The following is a 21,028-nucleotide window of genomic DNA, read 5'->3' on the forward strand; positions in this document are numbered from 1 at the left end:
GTTGTTAAAATATGCGAAGATACGACCGCGCGATCGAAACGATCTGCCTCGGCCTCACCTCGATCATCCGGGCTCGACCTGACACCACACCGCAAGAAGCGGCTGGGCCGTACATCTTATCGCAAAGGATTGTCCGGCATCATTTGCGAAGACCGTTCCGGTCGCGGCAGAAAACCACTGGGAATCACCAAGGCAGATTTCTCCTGGCGAAAGCAGAATGAAGGCGCGCGGCTGGGTCTGAACATGATCGGGGAAGCGGGTGTAGCGATCCATGTAGATCACGCCGACCCGTAGATCGGCGCGCTCCTCCATGCCGCCAGGACCGACCAGAACGGCGTGGGAGTGCGTATTGCCGAAGTTGAGGCTGGCAAACGGGCCGGTGCGGCCGCGCCTCCAGAGCAGCCTGTCGGCGAGGCTCTTGAACTGGCCGGCGATCGCCTCGTATTTCCGTCCCGACTTCGCCAGATGACTGATGGCCTCATCCAATCCCTCGGGCACACCGGGAAGAGGGCCTCCTTCCGGGTGCACCTTGCCTGTCTTGAGCAGCCTCTGAAGGACCTTGCCCGCAACGAAACTGGCCACGGCGGGAGCGTCGGCCGATAGCATCAGCCCACCGATATCGTTGAGAAATTCCTGCAGCGGCCGGGGACGCCGTTCCCTGCCGATGTCGTGCAGCCTGATATAGGCCGGCTTTTCCTCATCGTTCAGGAGAAGGTCGGCACCAGGTCTGATTGGACGTCCCGCCATGCGCGCCACGTTCGGTCCCCCTCGCTCAGAGCGCCTTTTGCAATTCCGGCAGTGCGTCGAACAGATCGGCGACGAGGCCATAGTCGGCAACCTGGAAGATCGGCGCCTCCTCGTCCTTGTTGATGGCGACGATCACCTTGGAATCCTTCATGCCGGCCAGATGCTGGATGGCGCCGGAGATGCCGCAGGCGATATAGAGATCGGGCGCCACCACCTTGCCGGTCTGGCCGACCTGCCAGTCGTTCGGGGCATAACCGGCATCGACGGCCGCTCGCGATGCGCCGACGGCAGCACCGAGCTTGTCGGCAACCGGCAGGATGACTTGCCTGAACTTCTCGGCCGAGCCGAGCGCCCGGCCGCCGGAGATGATGACCTTGGCCGAGGTCAGTTCCGGACGTTCCGAAGCCGACAGCGCATCGGAGACGAAACGCGACAGGCCCGGATCGGAGACGGCCGGGATCGCCTCGACCGTTGCCGAACCGCCATCAGCCGCGGAGGCGAAGGAGGCGGTGCGCACGGTGATCACCTTTTTGGCGTCGCTTGCCTGCACCGTCTGGATGGCATTGCCGGCATAGATTGGTCGCTTGAAGGTATCGGGGCTGACGACCTCGATGATCTCCGAGATCTGGGCGACATCGAGCAGGGCGGCCACTCGCGGCAGCACGGTCTTGCCGACCGAGGTGGCGGCCGAGACGATCGTGTCGTAGGAACCGGCAAGCGAGACGATCAGGTCGGCCAGAGGTTCGGCGAGATTGTTGGCAAGCGCGTCGCTTTCGGCGAGCAGCACCTTGGTCACACCGGAAAGTTTTGCCGCCGCATCGGCCGCCGCTCTGGCAGCCTTGCCGGCAACCAGCACATGCACGTCGGCGCCGATCTGGCTTGCTGCGGTCAGTGCCTTGGCGGTCTGGTCGGAAAGGTGATTGCCGTCATGGTCGGCCAGAAGAAGAATGGTCATGATAGTTGCTCCTGTTCTTGCCCGTTACAGCACGCCGGCTTCGTTCTTCAGCCGGTCGATGAGTTCGGCGACCGACTTGACCTTGACGCCGGCCTTGCGGCCGGACGGCTCCTCGGTCTTCAACACCTTCAGCCGCGGCGTCGTGTCGACGCCGAAATCGGCAGGAGCCTTCTTGTCGAGCGGCTTCTTCTTCGCCTTCATGATGTTCGGCAGTGAGGCATAACGCGGCTCGTTCAGGCGCAAATCGGTGGTCACGACCGCCGGCAGCTTGATCTCGATCGTCTGCAGGCCGCCGTCGACCTCGCGGGTGACCGTCGCCTTGCCGTCGCCGATCTCGATCTTCGAGGCGAAGGTCGCCTGGGCCGAACCCAGCAGTGCCGCCAGCATCTGGCCGGTCTGGTTGGAATCGTCGTCGATCGCCTGCTTGCCGACGATGACAAGACCCGGCTGTTCGGCATCGGCCACCGCTTTCAGGATCTTGGCGACGGCGAGCGGCTCGACTTGCTCGTCGGTCTCGACCAGGATCGCCCGGTCGGCGCCCATGGCGAGCGCGGTGCGCAGCGTCTCCTCGGCCTTGGCCGGACCGATCGACACCACCACCACTTCTTCCGCCTTGCCGGCTTCCTTCAGCCGCAGCGCCTCTTCCACCGAGATCTCGTCGAACGGGTTCATCGACATCTTCACATTGGCAAGCTCGACATCCGAACCATCCGGCTTCACCCGGATCTTCACGTTGTAGTCGACAACCCGCTTGACGGGCACGAGAATCTTCATTTGCAATCCCCTTTGTTATTCCGAATGCTGATCCCTACAGCGCCGGACGTCTTTTCAGACGCGCACAGGGCGCTGCAAGGTTTAAACCTGCTCATCGCGCCACTGGTGCGGTCGATCGGCAAGCAACGCCCAGAAGGCGAAAAGCGGCGTATCGACCGACCTCATGGCATGTTTGATCCCTGGGACATTATAGAACGATCCGCCGATGCCGGGCGAAAACCAGTTCCCCTCCCCCTGCTTGAACTCCCCCTCGGAAAGCACGAGATAGACCTCCTCCGGCGCATGATCATGATCGGGATAGCGCACATGCGGCGCCATCAACGTCACCCCGAGCCACAGGTCGCTCCGCTCCTCAAGTCCGCCGGGGCCGATGATCATCGCATTGGCATGCCCATCGGCAAAATTGTCGCTCGCCGAGTGGTCATACTTGGTGCGCCGACGCCATTCAAGCATTGGCTCGATGCCTTTGAACGCCTCGACCAATCGCCCCAGCGAAGGATCATAGGAGGTATCAATCGCGAGCGCCACATCAAGGTAAGCGCAGACCGGCAACCGGCTTCCGTCGCCGGCACGTGCGGTTCCCGGCTGCTCCAGCGTTGCGACAAACTGCCGTATCGAGCGTCGGGCCTCCGGGGCTATCGCAAATGCCTGGAAAGCCTGAGACGCTGTGTCCAAGAAAAGCTGCAGGCTCCCCCCGCGTAAACTCATGCCATCCCTCCCTAGAGCATGTCTCGCAAAAGTGTGCAGCGGTTTTGCGATAAAAGACATGCGTAAAAACAAAGACCTAAAGCGTGACAAGCGAATCCGAAAGATCGCGACACGCTTTAGAACAGGACGATTTTAGGCCTGCCAGCCGGTGGCCTCTGCCGCAATCATATATCCTTCGCGATGCGCAGGCCGTCATACACGGCGGCATGCGTGTTGCGCGCAGCGACAGCGTCGCCGATCCGGAACAGCTGGAATTTGCCCTCGGGATTGCGAACGACCGACTGCGGTTCACCGGCCAGGAGCTGGTCATGCGATATCTCGCCGAGGTTGCTCGAATTGGGCTTCAGCTCGAAATAGAGCTCATCGAGCGGAATGGTCCCGTGATTGACGACGATCTGGTCGTAGCTGCTCTGCTTGGCAATCCCGCCGTAATCGCTGCCGACATGGGCAACAAGCTGATTGCCGCTCTTCTCGACGGCTTCCAGGCGATAGGTGACGGTGAAGGTCACGTCATGCTTCTGAAGGGAGCGCATATAGGGCACAAGGTTCATCGCCATGACCTCAGGCGCGAAGGACCTGTCGGGCGTCATGATCTCGACCTTGGCGCCCGCCTTGGCGAGAAATTCCGCCGCCTGAAGGCCGGCATGGTCGCCGGCATCGTCGAAAATCAGCACGTTGGTGCCGGGCTTCACGTCGCCGGAGATGATGTCCCATGAGGAGACCACCAGCTCGTTGCCCGTCGAAAGCACCTCGGTATGCGGCAGGCCGCCGGTCGCGATAATAACGACATCGGGGTTTTCGGCTTCAATCGTGTCGGCTTCCGCCCAGCTGTTGAAGTGGAAGGTCACGTCGTATTTTTCGCACTGGCTCATACGCCAGTCGATGATGCTGATCATCTCCCTGCGGCGTTCGCTCTGGGCGGTGAGGCGGATCTGGCCGCCGGGATTGTTCGCCGCTTCGAAAACGACCACCTTGTGGCCGCGTTCCCCGGCAACCCGCGCCGCCTCGAGACCGGCCGGACCGGCGCCGACGATAACGACCTTCTTCTTTACATCGGCCTTATCAAGGATATGCGGCATGGTCAGTTCGCGGCCGGTGGCGGCATTGTGGATGCAATAGGCGGCGGCGCCCTGATAGATGCGGTCTAGACAGTAGTTGGCGCCGACGCAGGGGCGGATATCCTCTTCCCGTTTCTCGATGATCTTGCGGACAATATGCGGGTCGGTCATGTGGGCGCGGGTCATGCCGACCATGTCGACCTTGCCGGCCGCGATCGCGTGGCGCGCGGTTGCGACGTCGGGGATCTTCGCCGCATGGAAGGTCGGGAATTGGGTGGCGGCGCGGATTTCGCCGGCGAAATCGAGATGCGGCGAATTCGCCATGCCCTGGATCGGGATTACGTCGGTCAGGCCCGCGTCGGTGTCGATATGGCCGCGGATCACATTCAGGTAATCGATGAGGCCGCTTTCCTTCAGGCGCTTGGAGAATTCGAGGCCTTCGGCCTTGCCCGTGCCGCCGGGAAGACATTCGTCGGCCGTATAGCGCAGGCCGAGAATGAACTCGTCGCCTACCCTTTTCCGGATCGCCTTGAACACGTCGAAACAGAAGCGCAGACGATTGTCGAGCGAACCGCCATAGGGACCATCGAGCTCATTGGTGAGCGGAGACACGAACTGGTCGATGAGGTGGCCATAGGCCTCGAGCTCGACACCGTCCATGCCGCCCGCCTTCATGCGCTCGGCCGCGTCGGCGAAATCCTTGATGATGCGCTCGATATCCCAGTCTTCCATCTTCTTCGGGAAGGCGCGGTGCGAAGCCTCGCGATGATGCGACGGCGCCACAACAGGCAGCCAGTCGCCCTTGTCCCAGCGCGTGCGCCGGCCGAGATGGGTGAGCTGGATCATGATCGCCGCCCCCTCCTCGTGCACCGCATCGGTCATTTCCCTGATCCACGGGACGATCTCGTCCTTATAGGCGAGCAGGTTGTTGAAGACCGGCGGGCTGTCCTTGGAGACGGCCGCCGAACCCGCCGTCATCGTCAGGGCCACGCCGCCCTTTGCCCGCTCCACCGTATAGGCGCGATACTTTTCCTTCGGCATACCGTCTTCCGGATAGGCCGGTTCGTGCGAGGTCACGATGATACGGTTGCGCAGCTTCAGATGCTTGAGCTGGTAAGGCTGAAGGAGAGGATCATTCGACATGGGCCGTGGTTCCGGATTAAAAACGACAACGGAACGCTATGCGCAATGTACATAGGTGTCAACGAAGAAAACAGACGGGTCGTTATTTTCGACACATATGTACATTTTTCTTGTGCGCCGTGTCGTAATTTGATAGGAGTTAATTCATGGATCAGGCTTTGAACGACACTGGCTGGCGCGGATCGCAGGAGGGATGGCTCGAAGCAGCCTACCATTCCCTGCTCGAGTCGGGCGTTGACTCGGTGAAAATTCTGCCGCTCGCAAAGAAGCTCAATCTCTCGCGAACGAGCTTCTACTGGTTTTTCAAGGATCGGGAGGAACTGTTGAGCGCGCTGGTGGCGCGTTGGCGCGATAAAAACACCGGCAATATCGTCAAGCAGTCCGAAGCCTATGCGGAGTCGCTGGCCGAAGCGATGCTCAACGTTTTCGATTGCTGGCTGAACACCGATCTCTTCGACGCCAAGTTCGAATTTGCCGTGCGCAGTTGGGCGCTGCAGTCGGACGAGCTTCTGGCCGAGGTCCACAAGGCCGATCAGATCCGGCTGGAGGCGCTTAAACGAATGTTTATGCGGTTCGGGGTACCAGAAACGACATCAGATGTCAGAGCGCGGACAACTTATCTCGTTCAGATCGGCTATATCTCCATGCAGTCGAAGGAGGAACTCGCCATCCGCATGAAACGGATTCCGGAATATATTGCGATCTACACGGGCGAAGTGCCGCAGCAGAGGGAGCTCGATCGCTTCTTCGCGCGGCATAGCTATAGGCCCGGCTGAGGAAGCCGAGATGAGCGTTTCCTTGAGGATCGGTATAATTGGTGGTGGCGGCTGGCTCGGCGGGGCCATTGCCGGCTCGATCCTCGAATCCGGCCTGATCGACCCTCGAAATCTCTGCCTCTCCTATCGCAGCCGGCAGCCCGACCGTTTCCCGGATTCCTTCTGGACCACCGACAGCCAGGAACTTGCCGACCGCTCGGATGTGATCCTTCTCTCCATCCGCCCCGATGACTGGTATCCACTCGCGCTCGATGCTTCCGACAAGCTCGTGATTTCGGTCATGGCCGGCATTCGCCTGGGCGTCCTCTCGGAGCGCCACAAGACAGGCCGCGTTGTCCGCGCCCTGCCGAATGCCGCTGCCGAAGTGGGGAGATCCTATACCCCCTGGATCGGCGCGAACGACATCACTAGCGACGATCGCGCCGTCGTCCGCGCGATCTTCGAAACCTGCGGATCTGAGGACGAGGTCGCAAGGGAAAGCGACATCGATTATCTCACAGGCCTTTCCGGCTCCGGGCCGGCATTCCCGGCGCTGCTCGCCGCCGCCATGATGCGCGATGCCGTCGCCCGCGGCCTGCCGGCCGAGGTTGCGCGCCGCGCCGTCAATATGGTGATATCAGGCGCTGGCCGGCTGCTGGAGCGCCGCAGCGACTGTCCCGACGGCGTCGTTCAAACCTTTCTCGACTATCGCGGCACCACCGCGGCAGCCATCGAAGGCATGCGCGCCGCCGGGTTCGACGCTGCGGTGACAGAAGGACTATCGGCAGCATTCAAGAAATCGGTGAGTATGGGAGCTGTTTCCTGACAACCGTTGAGGGCGGGTACTGCGGCACCCCGTCTAGCTAGATCAGCCGCTAAATAGAGGGAACGAGAATGAAGAAACTACTTGCATCGACATGTTTGACGTTCGGCCTGCTCGGCGGCGCGTCTTTCGCCAGCGCCGCCGAATGCGGCAGCGTCACCATCGCCAGCATGAACTGGCAGAGCGCCGAAGTTCTCTCCAACCTGGACAAGTTCATCCTGAACGAAGGTTACGGCTGCAGCGCCGACATCACCGTCGGCGACACCGTCCCGACGATCACCTCCATGGCCGAAAAGGGTCAGCCTGATATCGCCCCGGAAGCCTGGATCGACCTGCTGCCGGATGTCGTCAAGAAAGGCACGGAAGAAGGCCGCATCGTGCAGGTCGGCTCGCCGCTGCCGGATGGCGGCGTACAGGGCTGGTGGATACCGAAATATCTCGCCGACGCCCATCCCGACATCAAGACCATCGGCGATGCGCTGAAGCATCCGGAACTCTTCCCCGATCCGGAAGACGCGAAGAAGGGCGCCATCGTCAACGGCCCGCAGGGCTGGGGCGGCACGGTCGTCACCTCGCAGCTCTACAAGGCGTTTGATGCCGAAAAGGCGGGCTTCACCCTCGTCGACACCGGCTCTGCCGCCGGTCTCGACGGTTCGATCGCCAAGGCCTACGAGCGCAAGGAAGGCTGGGTCGGCTATTACTGGGCTCCGACCGCGCTGCTCGGCAAGTATCAGATGGTCAAGCTCGAAGCCGGCGTGCCGGAAGATGCTGCCGAATGGAAGCGCTGCATCACGGTTGCCGACTGCCCCGATCCGAAGCCGGCGGCATGGCCAGTCGATCACGTCGTGACTCTCGTTGCCAAGCCTTTCTCCGAAAAGGTTGGGCCTGAGGTCATGGACTATCTGAAGAAGCGCTCCTGGAGCAACGACACCGTCAACAAGCTGATGGCTTGGATGACGGACAATCAGGCGACCGGCGAAGACGGCGCCAAGCACTTCCTGGAAGAAAACAAGGACATTTGGACCAAGTGGGTCTCGCCTGAGGCAGCCAAGAAGATCGAAGCTGCTCTCTAAGCCAAAATTGCGGTGCGCCAAAAGCGCACCGCTTCTCACGCGCCGACAAAATCAAAAGACTGCCACGGCTGTTTGACGAAAGGGGAACCGAGATGGAATGGTTTTATAAATTCCCGCACATGAACGACGACGCGCTTCGCAACCTGAAGAAAGCGATCGATGACGGCTTTCGCGGATTTACGCGCAGCTATGGCGACGGCATCGAAAGCCTCTTCGTCCCGCTGCAGCACTTCCTCATCGCTGCCGAGCGATTCATGACGCAAACGCCGTGGCCGATCATTACCCTGATCATCCTGGTCATTGCCTGGTTTGCGAGCCGCAGCTTGAAGATCGTCGCCGGCTGTCTGGTGACCCTGATGCTGATCGGCTATTTCGACATGTGGGACGACACGATGCGGACGGTCTCGATGATCTTCGTCTGCACGGTGCTTTCCATCGCTATCGGCATTCCGATCGGGATCCTGATGGCGCGCTCCGACCGGCTGCAGCGCATCGTCAATCCGATCCTCGACGTGATGCAGACGATGCCGAGCTTCGTCTATCTCATCCCCGTCGTCATGCTGCTCGGCATCGGCAAGGTGCCCGGTCTGATCGCCGTCGTCATCTACGCGATCCCGCCGATGATCCGGCTCACCGATCTCGGCATCCGGCTCGTCGACAAGGACGTGCTCGAGGCCGCAGATGCCTTCGGCACCTCGAGAGCGCAGAAGCTTTTCAAGGTGCAGCTGCCACTGGCGCTTCCCACCATCATGGCCGGCATCAACCAGACGATCATGATGGCGCTCGCCATGGTGGTCATCGCCTCGATGATCGGCGTCCAGGGCCTTGGCCAGCCGGTGCTGAAAGCGATCGCCAACCAGTACTTCACGCTGGGCATTTTCAACGGCCTTGCCATCGTCGGCATCGCTATCATCTTCGACCGGGTCAGCCAGGCATATGGCAAAAGGCTCCAGAAACATCGGGAGACCGTCCATGGCTGAGAATCATTTCGGCGGTATCAAGATCCGCAACCTCTACAAGATCTTTGGGCCCAACCCCGCCGCCCATGTCGATGCGGTGCAGAAGGGCCTGACGAAGACCGAGCTCAATCAGAAGTACGGCCACGTGCTCGGCCTCCGGGATATCAATCTCGAGATGCCCTCCGGCTGCATCCAGGTCGTCATGGGCCTTTCGGGATCGGGCAAGTCGACGCTGATCCGCCATATCAACCGGCTGATCGACCCAACTGCCGGCGAGGTGCTCGTCGACGGCGTCGATGTCGTAAAGATGAACGAAACAGAATTGCGGACGTTCCGCCGGCAGCAGACGGCTATGGTCTTCCAGAAGTTCGCGCTTCTGCCGCACCGCAACGTTCTCGACAACACCATGTTCGGTCTCGAAGTGCAGGGTATGGAGCGCGCGAAGGCCGTCGACGTCGCCATGCGCTGGATCGAGCGCGTCGGGCTGAAGGGCTTCGAGCAGAAATACCCCAATCAGCTTTCCGGCGGCATGCAGCAGCGCGTCGGTCTGGCGCGGGCGCTCTCCAACGACGCACCGGTGCTTCTGATGGACGAGGCCTATTCGGCCCTCGACCCTTTGATCCGCACCGATATGCAGACGGTCCTTCTCGACATTCAGAAGGAGATCAAGAAGACCATCGTCTTCATCACCCACGATCTCGACGAGGCTTTGCGGCTGGGCGATCAGATCGCGATCCTGCGCGACGGCGAGGTCATCCAGCAGGGCACCAGCCAGGATATCGTGCTGCGCCCTGCGGACGACTACATCGCCAACTTCGTCAAGGAGGTCAATCGCGGCCGGGTCGTCCATGTCGAAGCCGTCATGACGCCGCTCCATTCCGCCGCGGCGGCAAACGGGCCGACGATCGCAGCCGGCACGACGGTGGAAGAGGCCGTCCGGATGCTGGCCTCGACGCCGGACGACAATGCCAGGGTGGTTTCCCCGTCGGGAGAAACCTTGGGCCTCGTCACCTTCCGCCAGCTCGCAGGCGCAATGGTGAATTCGCAGGAGGTGGCTCCCCAGCGCGACAGTGCCCTTTCAGTGGCGCTCTGAAGCTCCACGTACGCCTCTCGGTTGCCCGGCGACATTGACGTTCGGCGCGTCACACGCACTGCAACGGGCAAGCCGGCTGCCTGAGGGACCACCATGTCGAAGCTTTTCCGCGTCTGTTTTCGCCGGTCAGTTTGCGCGGGCGCAGCTTGCGCAACAGGATCGTCTTCGGCACGCGTACCGCAAACACGGCCGAGAACGGCGTGCCGCGTGACCAGCACGTCACGCCGGCGCGCCATCGACGGCGCCGGGATGATCGTGGTCGAGCCGATGCAGGCTCATCCCGCCACCATACTGACCCGCGGAATTTTCGTCCCGATGACTGCAGCGTGGTCCCTCATTTCTGGCGTGAGTCGGATTTGGAGCTTTGATCCCGTGCCTTGAAAAGAAGGGGCAGACAGCGCCAAGCCTATACGTTTTGCGCAGGACCAGTCCAGACTGCGTCACGAAAAGCCGATTGGCCGACAATATCGGTGCCCGACAATTGCTCCATCGCTACGGAACACTAAAGTAGATCCGACCGGAGCCATGATGGCTTACGGTCCGGAAGCTCCCCTCCATCGATCACCCCCAAAATGGTGGAAGGGGATTACATCCATACGCACCCCATCCCGTGCGTATGCCAACTGCCTGTCAGCCTGCCGAAGGCTATCTCGAGCGGTCCACTTTAGAACCTTCGGCAGGCGACTTTCGGATGGCGCACCCAAACGCGCCATCTGCGCAGGATGGCTAAACGTTTCATCACCGGATTACCATCAAAGCAGCAGCCCCGCGACCTTGCCAAGTGCTGCCGCTTCTGTCAGTTCCTGCCGACCGGCTAGGAAGATCCACCAGATGGGATTTTTAGATAAGGCATTTAAAAGGTTTGTATTTCCGACGCCGGCCAGGCTCAGGCTCGGCCCGGACCGGCTTGCGTTATCCAGCGATACCGACGCCCGCATCACCTTGAAATCTGCCCGCTTCGCTGCCTCCTTACTGCGCTTTCGCCTCTTATTCGCTAATATACGGCCACGCCTCGTTCATCATGCCCTGCATCGGATCCTGAAAGCCGCGAGAAGAAAGATGAGCTCGGCGACGCCCACGCCGACGATGCGGCCGAGGCATCACGCCGTGTCCGGCGCCAGATGAAATAAAGGGGGAAAGTATGACGGAAAACAGCGCCCAGCCATTCTCCTTCCGATTCCACGGTTCGTCTTTCGACAACATGGTGGAAACCCTCGGCGGCGCTTTCGGCGCGTTTGATGCCGAGCCTGTCGGCCGCGCCAAGGACTTTCATTGGGGATTAGATTTTTCCGTGGCCGAGAGCGCCGTCCTGCTGACGGGCTATCATGAGGCGGAGTTCCAATTCAACGTCGAGCCGACTGTCAGCACGGCGGAGTATCTGTCGCTCGTCGTGCCGCGTCGCGGCGGCATGGGAGTTACCTATGGGGCGCGCAAGGCTGAGGCCGGGCAAGGCAAACTGCTTCTCTACAATAATTTCGAACCCGACAGCGTTCTCATGCATGGGCAAGGCAATGTCATCGACGAATTGCTGATCAACTGGCCCGTCATCCTCCAGACGATCGGCCAGACGTTCGAAATGCCGTTCAGCGGCTCGCTCGACCTTCTGCCCGAACTGGATCTGTCGACGCCGGCCGGCCGGACGATCGACAATCTCACCGAAACAATCATATCAGGGATGCGCGATGACGGCCCGCTGCTGCAGTCGCCGATCGCCATGGCGCACATGACGCAGGCGCTCGCCGATCTCGTCGTACGCATGGTGCCGCACCGGCTGTCGCACTTCCTTGAAAAGGGACCCGCTCTGATTGCTCCGAAGCATGTGCGCAGGGCGATCGAGTTCATGCAGGCCAATATCGATCAGCCGATCACCATGCCAAAGGTGGCGGAAGCGGCCGGCGTCTCCAGCAGAGCACTCGAAACCGGTTTCCGCGCATTCAAGGGAACGTCCCCCGCCGCTTACCTACTAACGCTTCGTCTGCGCGCGGCGCGCCGGGATCTGCTCGATCCCGAGTGCAAGGAGACGATGAAGGCCGTCTGCCTGAAATGGGGATTCTTTCATTTCGGCCGCTTTTCCGCGGTCTACAAGGCGACTTATGGCGAATATCCCTCCGAAACGAGGAAGCGCGTAAGTCGCCGGTAACTTCCAGCTGAAGCGCGCGGCGATTCTTAAGCTTCGCTCCTGCACCTTCTGTCTTTTAGAGCGCGGCCAAGCTGTAATGCACTCGCATCGTCCTCGGATCCCGATTGACGATTTGAAGCATATCGTCACGCTCCGCCAGAGCGCTGAGGTCCCGCAACACAAGGGCATGCGCGATCCCCAGCATGCGCGCAAAGGAGCGGCTGTCGAACGCGATCCCGAGCTCGGCAGCGACGAGCAGACCGGCTTGTACGGAGGTCAGTCCAATGTCCCTATCCTGCGCCGCAGCGACAAGGGCAAGAAACCGGTCTGCGCCGATAGCCTCGTTGCTCACGCGGCGTCTCGCTTGCGCAAGGCAACCATGATCGATTTCGAGGTCGGCGTATCGCTTTCCTCGCCGGCGCTGCCAAGCGGCACGAGCACGTTCAGTTCAGGGTAGTAACCGGCAATGCTGCCCCGCGGAATATCATAGGGCACGAAGCGGAAATCCCCGGCGATACGCTCGATGCCGTCATCGTACTCGCCGATCACGTCGACACGGTCCCCGGCCTCGGCATTCATCGCCTTCAGATCCGCCGGATGAATGAAGATAACCTGCCGCTCTCCGTAGACACCGCGATATCGGTCATCGAGACCATAGACCGTCGTATTGTATTGGTCATGCGACCGGAACGTCTGCAGAGCGAAACGCCCCTCGCCCCTTCGCGCACGCTGGTGCACGGTCTCCGCAGGAAGCGGCTGGCAAGAGAATGATGCCCTGCCTGCCGGCGTCTGCCACTCCCGATGGGCGGCCGGGTTGCGCAGATGGAAACCGCGCGGCTTGCGCAGGCGGGCATTGTAGTTTTCAAAGCCGGGAATGGTCGCCTCGATATGATCGCGGATGCGGTCGTAGTCGTCGGCCAGTTCTGCCCAGTCGGCCACGGAGGAGCCGACCGTTGCCTGCGCAATGCCGGCAATGATGGCGACCTCAGAGAGGAGATGCGGCGAGGCCGGACGGTTGATGCCGGCTGATCCATGCACCATGCTCATCGAATCTTCGACACTGACGAGTTGAGAGTTGCCGGCAGCGTTCAGATCCATCTCGGTACGCCCGAGGCAGGGCAGAATGAAGGACGCCTGGCCGGGCATCAGATGTGAATGATTGGGTTTGGTGGCGATGTGCACCGTCAGCTTCAGCTGGCGAAGCGCTTTTTCGACCAGTGCGCTGTCGGGCGTCGCACGGGCAAAATTGCCGCCAAGCCCGATGAAGGCCTCGGCCGAGCCGTCAAGCATCGCCCCGATCGCGGCAAGAACATTGTGGCCATGGTCACGAGGCACGGAGAAGCCGAAATGCTTCTCCAGCGCATCGAGGAAACCGTCCGCAGGCCTTTCATTGATGCCGACGGTCCGGTCACCCTGGACGTTGGAATGGCCGCGAACCGGGCAAAGACCGGCGCCAGGCTTGCCAATATTGCCGCGCAGGAACATGAAGTTGGCGATCTCCCGGATCGTCGCCACCGAATGCAGGTGCTGGGTCACACCCATTGCCCAGGTGCAGATGACCCGTTCGGCCCTGATATAGGCATCGGCCGCCTGTTCGACCTCCTGTCGGCTTAGTCCCGATTGGTCTTCGATATCAGCCCAGGCCGTCGCCTCGACTAATGCCCGGTATTGCGCAAACCCGGCGCAATGTTCGGCCAAGAATGCATGATCGAGAACCGGTGGCAGACCGGCGGCAACCGCAGCGTCTTCCGCGGCCAGCACCGCCTTTGCCATTCCCCGCACAGCGGCCATGTCGCCGCCGAGCTGCGGTTGCAGATAGAGGCCGGCGATATCGGTCGCGCCGCCGCGCAGCATCTCGATCTTGTCCTGCGGATCGGAGAAACGCTCCAGCCCGCGCTCGCGGATCGGATTGAAAACGACGATCCGCGCGCCCCGCGTCGCCGCCCGGCGCAGGTCGCCGAGCATTCGGGGATGATTGGTGCCGGGATTCTGGCCGATCACAAAGATCGTATCGGCCTCCTCGAAGTCCTCCAGAAGCACGGTGCCCTTGCCGACGCCGATCGCCTGGTTCAGGGCTATTCCACTTGCCTCGTGACACATGTTGGAACAATCGGGAAAATTGTTGGTGCCATAGATGCGCACGAACAGCTGATAGAGGAAGGCAGCCTCGTTACTGGCGCGGCCGGACGTATAGAACTCCGCCCGATTGGGATTCTCGAGGCCCTTCAGAATGCTGCCGATCTCGGCAAAAGCATCCTCCCACGCCACCGGCAGATAACGGTCGCTCGCAGCATCGTAACGCATCGGATGCGTGAGGCGGCCGTTGAGTTCCAGTTCGTAATCCGACAGCCGGCGAAGCTCAGAGACCGTATTCGCCGCGAAGAAGGCGGGTGTCGCCCGCTTTTCCGTCGCCTCCCAGGCGACGGCCTTCACGCCGTTTTCACAAAATTCGAACGACGAGCCGTGTTCCGGATCGCCCCACGCGCAGCCCGGGCAATCGAAGCCGTCCGGCTGGTTCGCCTTCAGCATCGTCCGCGCCCCCGAGACCGGCATGCCGCTTTGCAGCAATTGTTTGCCGCAGCTTTTCAGAGCGCCCCAGCCGCCGGCTGCCGCCGATTTCTTCCCAATGAATTTTGTGTCCATGCGCCCTGTATTGACGAAGGGCGCTAAACATCAAGGGCGTACGAATGATGACTCGATAGAAGAAACCTATCGAGAGAGCTGAAGCGCGTAGCTTCTAACCGGTTTCCTTCAGGGCATGCCCGTTCTCGCGGGAATGCGCCAGAATACGGTTGCGACCTTGCGTCTTGGCCTCATAGAGCGCGGCGTCGGCCTCTGCCAATAGCCGATTCGGGCTGGTCCGCAGGGTCGCGCCTGTGGCGCAGGATATGCCGATGCTGGCGGTGACCCGGCCGAACTCATTGCCGGAATGAATGATATTCTCCTGGGCCAGGCGACGCGCGAATTGTTCGGCAACAATCATCGCCCCCTTGGCGCTGGTGTCGGGAAGAAATACGGCGAATTCCTCTCCGCCGTAGCGCGCAACGATGTCCGCAGGCCGACTGACGGACTGGCGCAGACACTTGCTGACGACGCGCAGGCATTGGTCGCCGGCGGGATGGCCATAGGTATCGTTATAGGCTTTGAAGCGGTCGATATCGACCATCAGCAGGCTGAAAGGCGTATTTTTCCTGGTGCTGCCCGCCGTCTCGCGTGCGAAGGCCTCGTCGAAAGCGCGGCGATTGACAATGCCGGTGAGCCCGTCGGTCTCGGCAAGATTCTTCAATTGCTCCGCCGACAGCCTGAGCGCGATTTCCGCCTGTTTTGTCGCTGTGATGTCCGAGACGACGGCCATCGCCGTGCCGTCTCCGGCAATCCTTGTGCGGATGCTGCGCCAATCACCGTTGTGAAGCTGAATCTCCTCATCCTTATTGCTGTGCAGGGTCGCGCTGGCGGTCTTGATCCACTCTTCCAGATTACCCTCTGCGATAGCAGGCCGCTCGCCGGTTTCGACGACGCGGCGCAGGATGTCGCTGATATGCGCGCCGACAACGCGGGCATCTCCGGAGAGCGGAAAGGCGTTGCGGTACTGTTCGTTGCAAAAGACAAGAAAGCCTTTGCTGTTGTACATGGCGATGCCATCGGACATGTTCGCCATCGCATGCGACAGCAGGTTCTTGCTTTCGCGCAGCTCCCGCTCCAGTGCTGTGCGCTCGGTCACATCGCGCGTCACGCCCGCAAGACCGATGATCCGTCCCTGCTTGTCCCTGAGTGGCACCTTGGAAGCGAGCAGGAAGCGGCCTTCGATCCGCTCGTTGGAGTCGATCAGCGGCGTCCCTGTCTCCATGACCTGCTGCTCGAGATGATACAATTCTTCAGCGAGCGGCTGCGACATCAGATTGAAATCCGACAATCCGGTCATCTCCGCCGTCGTTCTGAAACGGAAGAGCTGCGTCATGTTTTCATTGACGGTAATGAACCGGCTGTTTCGGTCCTTCACATAGAGATAGTCCGGCGATTGCGAAAATGCCGTCACCAGGATGCTTCGTTCGAGTTCCCATTGCTGCGTCTTCAAGAGGACAAAGCCGCCCAGCACGGTCGCCAGACAATTCAAGGCCGTCAGCGGAAAACCGACGCCGGCCAGCACATGAGCGGTCACCAGAGTGGGAAGCAGAGCCATCGATGCGACCAGCGCGCCGCCGAGGGCGAGGCTCAGCAGAACAACGTCTGCGAAACCGGGAGATCTCTTGCGAGTCCAGAAATGGCCGGCCACGCCGACGCTGGTTGCAAATGCGATTGTGATGATTCCATCGACCATCGCCGTGCCGCCGACGGCAAAACGAAAGGCGATCGCCATCGACGCGGCAAAGGCCGCCGCAATCGGCCCGCCAAACATGCCGGCCAATGCCAGCGGCGAAAAACGCAGGTCGATATAGATGCCGGGATGGAATTCAATTGCCAGCAATATGGATCCGATGGAGGCGCCGCCGGCTATTATCCCGAAGGCGATCTTCTCCTGCCTGAAGGAATGACGTTGAAACTGGATCGAAAAAAGCGCCCAGAGCGACATTGCCAGAGACACGAAGGAAAGGTTGCCACCAAATTGCGTCCAGATGCCATTCACCGCGTTGGGTCCACCTTCCAAACCATGTAACAACCCTGTCATACGACAGAGTGGTTTGGGCTTCGTTAAATCGGGCAGCTGGATGCGCCATTCACCGGCTAATGCACCGGATATCGCGCTCGTCTACGGATGCTCGCTGGGTTGGCACCCTTGCCCGGGCCATCGCAGACGCCATCGCAGACCAAGGTTTGTCATTTTAGCTTCGATTCCACCCAGAAGCGTTATTGGTTAGAATGCAGTGTCGGGCACGAACGGTAAACGAATGGGATGCGGGTACTTGACATGAAGACGCGACATTGGGATCGCAGGGGAGACGGCGGGCTTACCTTTACGGAATTGGGGTTCGGCACCGCGCCGCTCGGCAATCTTTATCAGGCGATAACCGATGAGGAGGCGGCAGCGGTATTGGATGCAGCCTGGCAATACGGCATCCGCTACTTCGACACCGCGCCGCTCTATGGACTTGGCCTCGCAGAGAGGCGGGTTGGCCGCTTCCTCGCAACGAAACAGCGTAAAGACTTCGTCGTGTCGACAAAAGTCGGCCGGCTCCTCAAGGTCTGCCGACCCGAACAGCGGACCGGCATCGGCAAATTCTTCGATACTCCCAATCGCCGAGAGGTTTTTGACTATAGCTACGATGGCATCATGCGATCTTTCGAAGCCTCTTTCGAGCGCACCGGGCTCGACAGCTTCGATATCCTGTTCGTGCACGATCTGGATGTCTTCAATCACGGCACCCCGGCGGCCTGTGACCATTATGTCGAGCAATTCATGAGCGGTGGGTATCAGGCGATGACCTCACTACGCGACCAGGGAGTGGTGAAAGCCATTGGTGGCGGGATAAACGAGTGGGAGATGTGCCAGACGCTTGCCGAGCGTGGCGACTTCGATCTGTTTCTTCTTGCTGGACGATATACTTTGCTCGAGCAGGAGGCGTTGGAATCCTTTCTTCCCCTGTGCGTCGCCCGCAATATCGGCATCGTGCTCGGCGGGCCCTATAATTCCGGCATACTCGCGACAGGCCCGGTTGCTGGCGCGCAGTATAATTACTCTGACGCCCCGTCACACATCCTCGATAAAGTCGGGCGCATCGAGCACGTCTGTCTGAAATACAATGTCGCCCTCTCAGACGCGGCTCTCAACTTTCCGCTCTTCCATCCGGCTGTCGTTTCTATCATCCCGGGTGGCCAGTCGATCGATCAAGTGGCGTCAAACGAACGCGCGCGGAACACACATATCCCTCACGAGCTGTGGGAGGACCTGAAATCGCTTGGCCTGATGCGAGGTGATGCGCCTGTCGGTGAGTCATAGGGCGCGCTGACCTAAACGTACCTGGAAACGGCGGCGGTTGACGCAGTTGCACGCGAAAAATCAACTGTGACAGCTCAGAGGCAGTACAGTGTGACTAATTGGCACCATAGGCCATGAGTGGAACCAAATCCTGCATCGGCGTATTCGTTCTGAATTACCTTCATAGCGGGTGAGCAGATGGCCTTGCACATCAAACGAATCTACGAGCCGAAAGAAGACAAGGACGGCACGCGTATTCTGGTCGACAGGCTGTGGCCGCGCGGCCTGAAGAAGCAGGAGGCGGCCGTCGATGTCTGGTTGAAGGAGATCGCGCCAAGTCCGGCGCTGCGCCGATGGTTCGGCCACGATCCCGCCAAATGGAGCGAGTTCCAGCGCCGCTATTGCGACGAGCTCAGAAAGAACTCGTCAGCTGTGGAGGAGCTCGGACGCCGGATCGGGGAATCGGACGACGTCACACTTCTCTATGCGGCAAAAGATCCACACCACAACCACGCGATCGTGCTCCAGCGCTTCATCGGCGACAACTGAAGCGGCCCGACAACCATTTCCCCTGCGAAAATATCCGGGAACCTTTTCGATCGATCTGCATCCAATGCTCGCATTCATCCGACATAGGAGACAGATCATGTTCAAACGAATTCTCGGCGCAACCTTCATCGCGGCATTGCTCGGCACGGCCTCGATCGCCGCCGATGCCAAGCCGACCGACCCTCAGATCGCCCATATCGCCTATACGGCCGGGCAGATCGATGTCACCGCCGCGGAGCAGGCGCTGAAGAAAAGCAAGAATGCCGAGGTCATCGAATTCGCCAAAACCATGGAGCGCGACCACAAGGCCGTCAACGACCAGGCGCTCGCCCTCGTGAAGAAGCTGAAGGTGACGCCTGAGGACAACAAGATCAGCCAGTCGCTCTCGACCCAGGCGAGCAAGGAACTGAAGACGCTTGACGCCCTCGACGGTGCAGCCTTCGACAAGGCCTATGTCGAAAACGAAGTCGCTTATCACAAGTCGGTCAACGATGCCCTTGCCAAGGTGCTGATCCCTTCGGCTCAGAACAAGGAGCTGAAATCGCTGCTGGAAACGGGCCTAACCCTGTTCAAGCAACACCAGACGCATGCCGAGCATCTCGCTTCGATGATCAAGTAGGGTCGCGATGGGATCGCTGATGAAATTGGCGCCGCTGTTGTTGGCGCTGCTCTGGACAAGCAGCGGAGTCGCCTCAGCGGCGGAATATCAGGTCACCATCGCAGGCATGAAATTCGGTGCGCCGCCTGCCGAGCTGCATGTCGGCGATGTGATCGTCTGGCGAAACAATGATATATTCCGGCATACGGCGACGGCTCGCGACAAGAGCTTCGATGTAGATCTGCCGCCGAAATCGGAGGCGCGGATGACGGTCGGCCGAGCGGGAGCGGTCGATTTCTATTGCCGCTTTCATCCCGCCATGACGGGCAAACTGGACGTCCGGCCGTAAGGCCGGGCTCCGATCCAAAGCAATGCGGAGATTTGCATGACAGCCATTGCGGTTCCGGTCGCGCAACGCCGGCAGAATATATCAGCGCTCCCCGATGCCGAGCTCGTGTCCCTTGCAAAGCAGGGTGACGAGCCCGCCACCCGCGCCATTGTCCAGCGTCACAATCAGCGCCTGTTCCGCACCGCGCGCGCCATCATCCGCAACGATTGGGAAGCGGAAGACGTCGTGCAGGCCGCCTATGTCAAGGCCTTCACCAATCTGGCGACATTCCGGGGCGAGGCCGAGCTTTCGACATGGCTGACCCGGATAACGCTCAACGAGGCGCTGGGCCGTGTGCGCGCACGAAAGAATACCACCGGGCTTGAGGAAATCGACATGCAGACGACATCGCGGGGCGGCGAAGTCCTCCAGTTCCCCTCCTCGCTCTCCGCGACCGACCCGGAAAGCGAGCTGTCGCGAAGCCAGGCGCGGCATCTTCTCGAACAGGCCGTCGACGACCTTCCGGACGAATTTCGCGCCATCTTCGTGCTGCGCGAGGTCGAGGGCATGAGCACCGAGGAGGCCGCATCCTATCTCGGCATCAAGCCTGAAACCGCCAAGACCCGGCTGCATCGGGCGCGCAGGCTGATGCGCCAGTCGATCGAGAAACAGCTCTCCGGCGCATTCTCCGCGCTGTTTCCCTTCGACGGCGCTCGTTGCGCCTCCATGGGCGATCGCGTCATCGCAGCCCTTCGCCAGAGATCGTGAGATCCGGCATCAGCACGCGCTTGCTTCGACGCTGCAACGCGAGGCAGGCAGGCCGTATGCCTTCTCGAAATCATCAAGCATTCCAGACGGCGGCGCTGACCCCCTCGACCTTGCCCGCGCCGACGGCGAGGTTCTTCCGTGCATGGGGCAAGCGGCGGGACCGGTGAATTCCGCCGCCCGCTATCAACCTTCAATGATCAGATGGCTTAGCTCGCCGTTCAATCTATCGAGTTCATCCAACACCTTCCGAATTCGGGCGCGTGCCTGAAGCATTTGATCGATGTCTGCAGCGCCGGACGGCTCACCTGTGGCCTGCGACTCGTTGGAGCCTATCGAGAGTTTGGAAACTGAATTTGGAAAAGGGATGATTTCGGCAATTTGCATTTCATTATTTCATATTCTGGAGGACGGGAAACGCTCATGTCTCCGTATCCGATGGCTCAAGGGCTGCGGCCTGCTTCATCGCCGGTCAACCGGAACAGTTCGCCATGTATTTCAATGAGTTGCGCATTGTTCGTGTGGCAGTAAACGCCGGATCGGCCTTAACAAATCCCTACTTTCGCACGTCTCGCACCTCACTTTGCGGCTTTGCTGCGCCAACTGGACAGAGCTGCGACAATCGGATAGCGCAACCCACGACTGCAGGCTCGGCTTGCTGACCGGG

20 protein-coding genes are annotated in these 21,028 nt (G+C 60.5%); 11 read left to right on the plus strand and 9 right to left on the minus strand.

What is annotated here, in order from left to right; translation table 11 throughout:
• Positions 1 to 63 precede the first annotated feature (63 nt).
• The 5 genes from Tal182_RS30820 to Tal182_RS30840 all read right to left on the minus strand — a co-directional run bounded on the left by Tal182_RS30820 (position 64) and on the right by Tal182_RS30840 (position 5,385).
• Positions 64 to 756: a dimethylsulfonioproprionate lyase family protein gene (locus Tal182_RS30820; protein WP_064807761.1), complete on the minus strand. Its 693-nt coding sequence runs from the start codon at positions 754 to 756 to the stop codon at positions 64 to 66.
• A 16-nt stretch (positions 757 to 772) separates the two neighbouring features.
• Complete coding sequence (locus tag Tal182_RS30825) at positions 773 to 1,702, minus strand: electron transfer flavoprotein subunit alpha/FixB family protein (RefSeq protein WP_085861996.1); 930 nt, start codon at positions 1,700 to 1,702, stop codon at positions 773 to 775.
• A 24-nt stretch (positions 1,703 to 1,726) separates the two neighbouring features.
• Positions 1,727 to 2,476, minus strand: coding sequence for an electron transfer flavoprotein subunit beta/FixA family protein (locus Tal182_RS30830; protein ID WP_085861997.1), 750 nt, complete (start codon positions 2,474 to 2,476; stop codon positions 1,727 to 1,729).
• 81 nt (positions 2,477 to 2,557) lie between these two features.
• Positions 2,558 to 3,184: a dimethylsulfoniopropionate lyase gene (locus tag Tal182_RS30835; protein WP_085861998.1), complete on the minus strand. Its 627-nt coding sequence runs from the start codon at positions 3,182 to 3,184 to the stop codon at positions 2,558 to 2,560.
• Between the two features lie 164 nt (positions 3,185 to 3,348).
• Positions 3,349 to 5,385 carry an NADH:flavin oxidoreductase gene (locus Tal182_RS30840; RefSeq protein ID WP_085861999.1) on the minus strand — a complete coding sequence of 679 codons (2,037 nt, stop codon included), beginning with the start codon at positions 5,383 to 5,385 and terminating at the stop codon, positions 3,349 to 3,351.
• Between the two features lie 146 nt (positions 5,386 to 5,531).
• On the opposite strand from Tal182_RS30840, the gene Tal182_RS30845 reads away from it, so the two are divergent.
• From Tal182_RS30845 to Tal182_RS30875, 6 genes are all read left to right on the plus strand, one after another.
• Positions 5,532 to 6,161, plus strand: coding sequence for a TetR/AcrR family transcriptional regulator (locus Tal182_RS30845; RefSeq protein ID WP_085862000.1), 630 nt, complete (start codon positions 5,532 to 5,534; stop codon positions 6,159 to 6,161).
• Between the two features lie 10 nt (positions 6,162 to 6,171).
• On the plus strand, positions 6,172 to 6,966 hold the full coding sequence (locus Tal182_RS30850) for a pyrroline-5-carboxylate reductase dimerization domain-containing protein (RefSeq protein WP_085862001.1): 795 nt from the start codon (positions 6,172 to 6,174) through the stop codon (positions 6,964 to 6,966).
• 68 nt (positions 6,967 to 7,034) lie between these two features.
• Positions 7,035 to 8,036, plus strand: coding sequence for an ABC transporter substrate-binding protein (locus Tal182_RS30855; protein WP_085862002.1), 1,002 nt, complete (start codon positions 7,035 to 7,037; stop codon positions 8,034 to 8,036).
• A gap of 92 nt (positions 8,037 to 8,128) precedes the next feature.
• Entirely contained in the window at positions 8,129 to 9,016 is an 888-nt protein-coding gene (locus Tal182_RS30860) for a proline/glycine betaine ABC transporter permease (RefSeq protein ID WP_064812854.1), read from the plus strand.
• Positions 9,009 to 10,088, plus strand: a complete 1,080-nt coding sequence (locus Tal182_RS30865; RefSeq protein ID WP_085862003.1) for a glycine betaine/L-proline ABC transporter ATP-binding protein — start codon at positions 9,009 to 9,011, stop codon at positions 10,086 to 10,088. Before Tal182_RS30860 ends, Tal182_RS30865 begins: the two co-directional genes overlap by 8 nt.
• A 1,141-nt stretch (positions 10,089 to 11,229) precedes the next feature.
• A complete protein-coding gene (locus tag Tal182_RS30875; protein ID WP_085862005.1) occupies positions 11,230 to 12,228 on the plus strand; it encodes an AraC family transcriptional regulator in 999 nt (332 codons plus the stop codon).
• A gap of 55 nt (positions 12,229 to 12,283) precedes the next feature.
• Here the strand turns inward: Tal182_RS30875 and Tal182_RS30880 are convergent, their stop codons facing one another.
• The 3 genes from Tal182_RS30880 to Tal182_RS30890 form a co-directional block, all read right to left on the minus strand.
• Positions 12,284 to 12,559 (minus strand): hypothetical protein, encoded by a 276-nt coding sequence (locus tag Tal182_RS30880; RefSeq protein ID WP_085862006.1) that lies wholly within the window; start codon positions 12,557 to 12,559, stop codon positions 12,284 to 12,286.
• Positions 12,556 to 14,850 (minus strand): FdhF/YdeP family oxidoreductase, encoded by a 2,295-nt coding sequence (locus Tal182_RS30885; protein WP_085862007.1) that lies wholly within the window; start codon positions 14,848 to 14,850, stop codon positions 12,556 to 12,558. Before Tal182_RS30885 ends, Tal182_RS30880 begins: the two co-directional genes overlap by 4 nt.
• 94 nt (positions 14,851 to 14,944) lie before the next feature.
• On the minus strand, positions 14,945 to 16,873 hold the full coding sequence (locus Tal182_RS30890) for a diguanylate cyclase (protein WP_085862008.1): 1,929 nt from the start codon (positions 16,871 to 16,873) through the stop codon (positions 14,945 to 14,947).
• A gap of 240 nt (positions 16,874 to 17,113) precedes the next feature.
• On the opposite strand from Tal182_RS30890, the gene Tal182_RS30895 reads away from it, so the two are divergent.
• The 5 genes from Tal182_RS30895 (at position 17,114) to Tal182_RS30915 (ending at position 20,364) form a co-directional block, all read left to right on the plus strand.
• A complete protein-coding gene (locus Tal182_RS30895) occupies positions 17,114 to 18,142 on the plus strand; it encodes an aldo/keto reductase (RefSeq protein ID WP_064807992.1) in 1,029 nt (342 codons plus the stop codon).
• A 177-nt stretch (positions 18,143 to 18,319) separates the two neighbouring features.
• On the plus strand, positions 18,320 to 18,670 hold the full coding sequence (locus Tal182_RS30900) for a DUF488 domain-containing protein (RefSeq protein ID WP_085862009.1): 351 nt from the start codon (positions 18,320 to 18,322) through the stop codon (positions 18,668 to 18,670).
• Between the two features lie 97 nt (positions 18,671 to 18,767).
• Positions 18,768 to 19,289 (plus strand): DUF4142 domain-containing protein, encoded by a 522-nt coding sequence (locus Tal182_RS30905; protein ID WP_064807790.1) that lies wholly within the window; start codon positions 18,768 to 18,770, stop codon positions 19,287 to 19,289.
• Positions 19,290 to 19,296: 7 nt separating this feature from the next.
• Positions 19,297 to 19,617, plus strand: a complete 321-nt coding sequence (locus tag Tal182_RS30910) for a cupredoxin family copper-binding protein (protein WP_085862010.1) — start codon at positions 19,297 to 19,299, stop codon at positions 19,615 to 19,617.
• Positions 19,618 to 19,653: 36 nt separating this feature from the next.
• Positions 19,654 to 20,364, plus strand: coding sequence for an RNA polymerase sigma factor (locus tag Tal182_RS30915; protein WP_085862011.1), 711 nt, complete (start codon positions 19,654 to 19,656; stop codon positions 20,362 to 20,364).
• 183 nt (positions 20,365 to 20,547) lie between these two features.
• On the opposite strand, the gene Tal182_RS30920 is transcribed toward Tal182_RS30915, so the two are convergent.
• Positions 20,548 to 20,748, minus strand: a complete 201-nt coding sequence (locus Tal182_RS30920) for a hypothetical protein (RefSeq protein ID WP_064807795.1) — start codon at positions 20,746 to 20,748, stop codon at positions 20,548 to 20,550.
• Between the last annotated feature and the right edge of the window lie 280 nt (positions 20,749 to 21,028).

The organism is Rhizobium sp. TAL182, assembly GCF_002117725.1.
Lineage (GTDB): Bacteria > Pseudomonadota > Alphaproteobacteria > Rhizobiales > Rhizobiaceae > Rhizobium > Rhizobium esperanzae.

Excerpts from the sequence above, each read along its gene's own strand:
- Tal182_RS30895 (WP_064807992.1), top strand. The coding sequence starts at position 17,114 with ATGAAGACGCGACATTGGGATCGCAGGGGAGACGGCGGGCTTACCTTT.
- Tal182_RS30890 (WP_085862008.1), bottom strand. The coding sequence starts at position 16,873 with ATGACAGGGTTGTTACATGGTTTGGAAGGTGGACCCAACGCGGTGAAT.
- Tal182_RS30920 (WP_064807795.1), bottom strand. The coding sequence starts at position 20,748 with ATGCAAATTGCCGAAATCATCCCTTTTCCAAATTCAGTTTCCAAACTC.
- Tal182_RS30875 (WP_085862005.1), top strand. The coding sequence starts at position 11,230 with ATGACGGAAAACAGCGCCCAGCCATTCTCCTTCCGATTCCACGGTTCG.
- Tal182_RS30915 (WP_085862011.1), top strand. The coding sequence starts at position 19,654 with ATGACAGCCATTGCGGTTCCGGTCGCGCAACGCCGGCAGAATATATCA.
- Tal182_RS30885 (WP_085862007.1), bottom strand. The coding sequence starts at position 14,850 with ATGGACACAAAATTCATTGGGAAGAAATCGGCGGCAGCCGGCGGCTGG.
- Tal182_RS30900 (WP_085862009.1), top strand. The coding sequence starts at position 18,320 with ATGGCCTTGCACATCAAACGAATCTACGAGCCGAAAGAAGACAAGGAC.
- Tal182_RS30845 (WP_085862000.1), top strand. The coding sequence starts at position 5,532 with ATGGATCAGGCTTTGAACGACACTGGCTGGCGCGGATCGCAGGAGGGA.
- Tal182_RS30855 (WP_085862002.1), top strand. The coding sequence starts at position 7,035 with ATGAAGAAACTACTTGCATCGACATGTTTGACGTTCGGCCTGCTCGGC.
- Tal182_RS30910 (WP_085862010.1), top strand. The coding sequence starts at position 19,297 with ATGGGATCGCTGATGAAATTGGCGCCGCTGTTGTTGGCGCTGCTCTGG.
- Tal182_RS30840 (WP_085861999.1), bottom strand. The coding sequence starts at position 5,385 with ATGTCGAATGATCCTCTCCTTCAGCCTTACCAGCTCAAGCATCTGAAG.
- Tal182_RS30825 (WP_085861996.1), bottom strand. The coding sequence starts at position 1,702 with ATGACCATTCTTCTTCTGGCCGACCATGACGGCAATCACCTTTCCGAC.
- Tal182_RS30835 (WP_085861998.1), bottom strand. The coding sequence starts at position 3,184 with ATGAGTTTACGCGGGGGGAGCCTGCAGCTTTTCTTGGACACAGCGTCT.
- Tal182_RS30830 (WP_085861997.1), bottom strand. The coding sequence starts at position 2,476 with ATGAAGATTCTCGTGCCCGTCAAGCGGGTTGTCGACTACAACGTGAAG.
- Tal182_RS30860 (WP_064812854.1), top strand. The coding sequence starts at position 8,129 with ATGGAATGGTTTTATAAATTCCCGCACATGAACGACGACGCGCTTCGC.
- Tal182_RS30905 (WP_064807790.1), top strand. The coding sequence starts at position 18,768 with ATGTTCAAACGAATTCTCGGCGCAACCTTCATCGCGGCATTGCTCGGC.
- Tal182_RS30850 (WP_085862001.1), top strand. The coding sequence starts at position 6,172 with ATGAGCGTTTCCTTGAGGATCGGTATAATTGGTGGTGGCGGCTGGCTC.
- Tal182_RS30865 (WP_085862003.1), top strand. The coding sequence starts at position 9,009 with ATGGCTGAGAATCATTTCGGCGGTATCAAGATCCGCAACCTCTACAAG.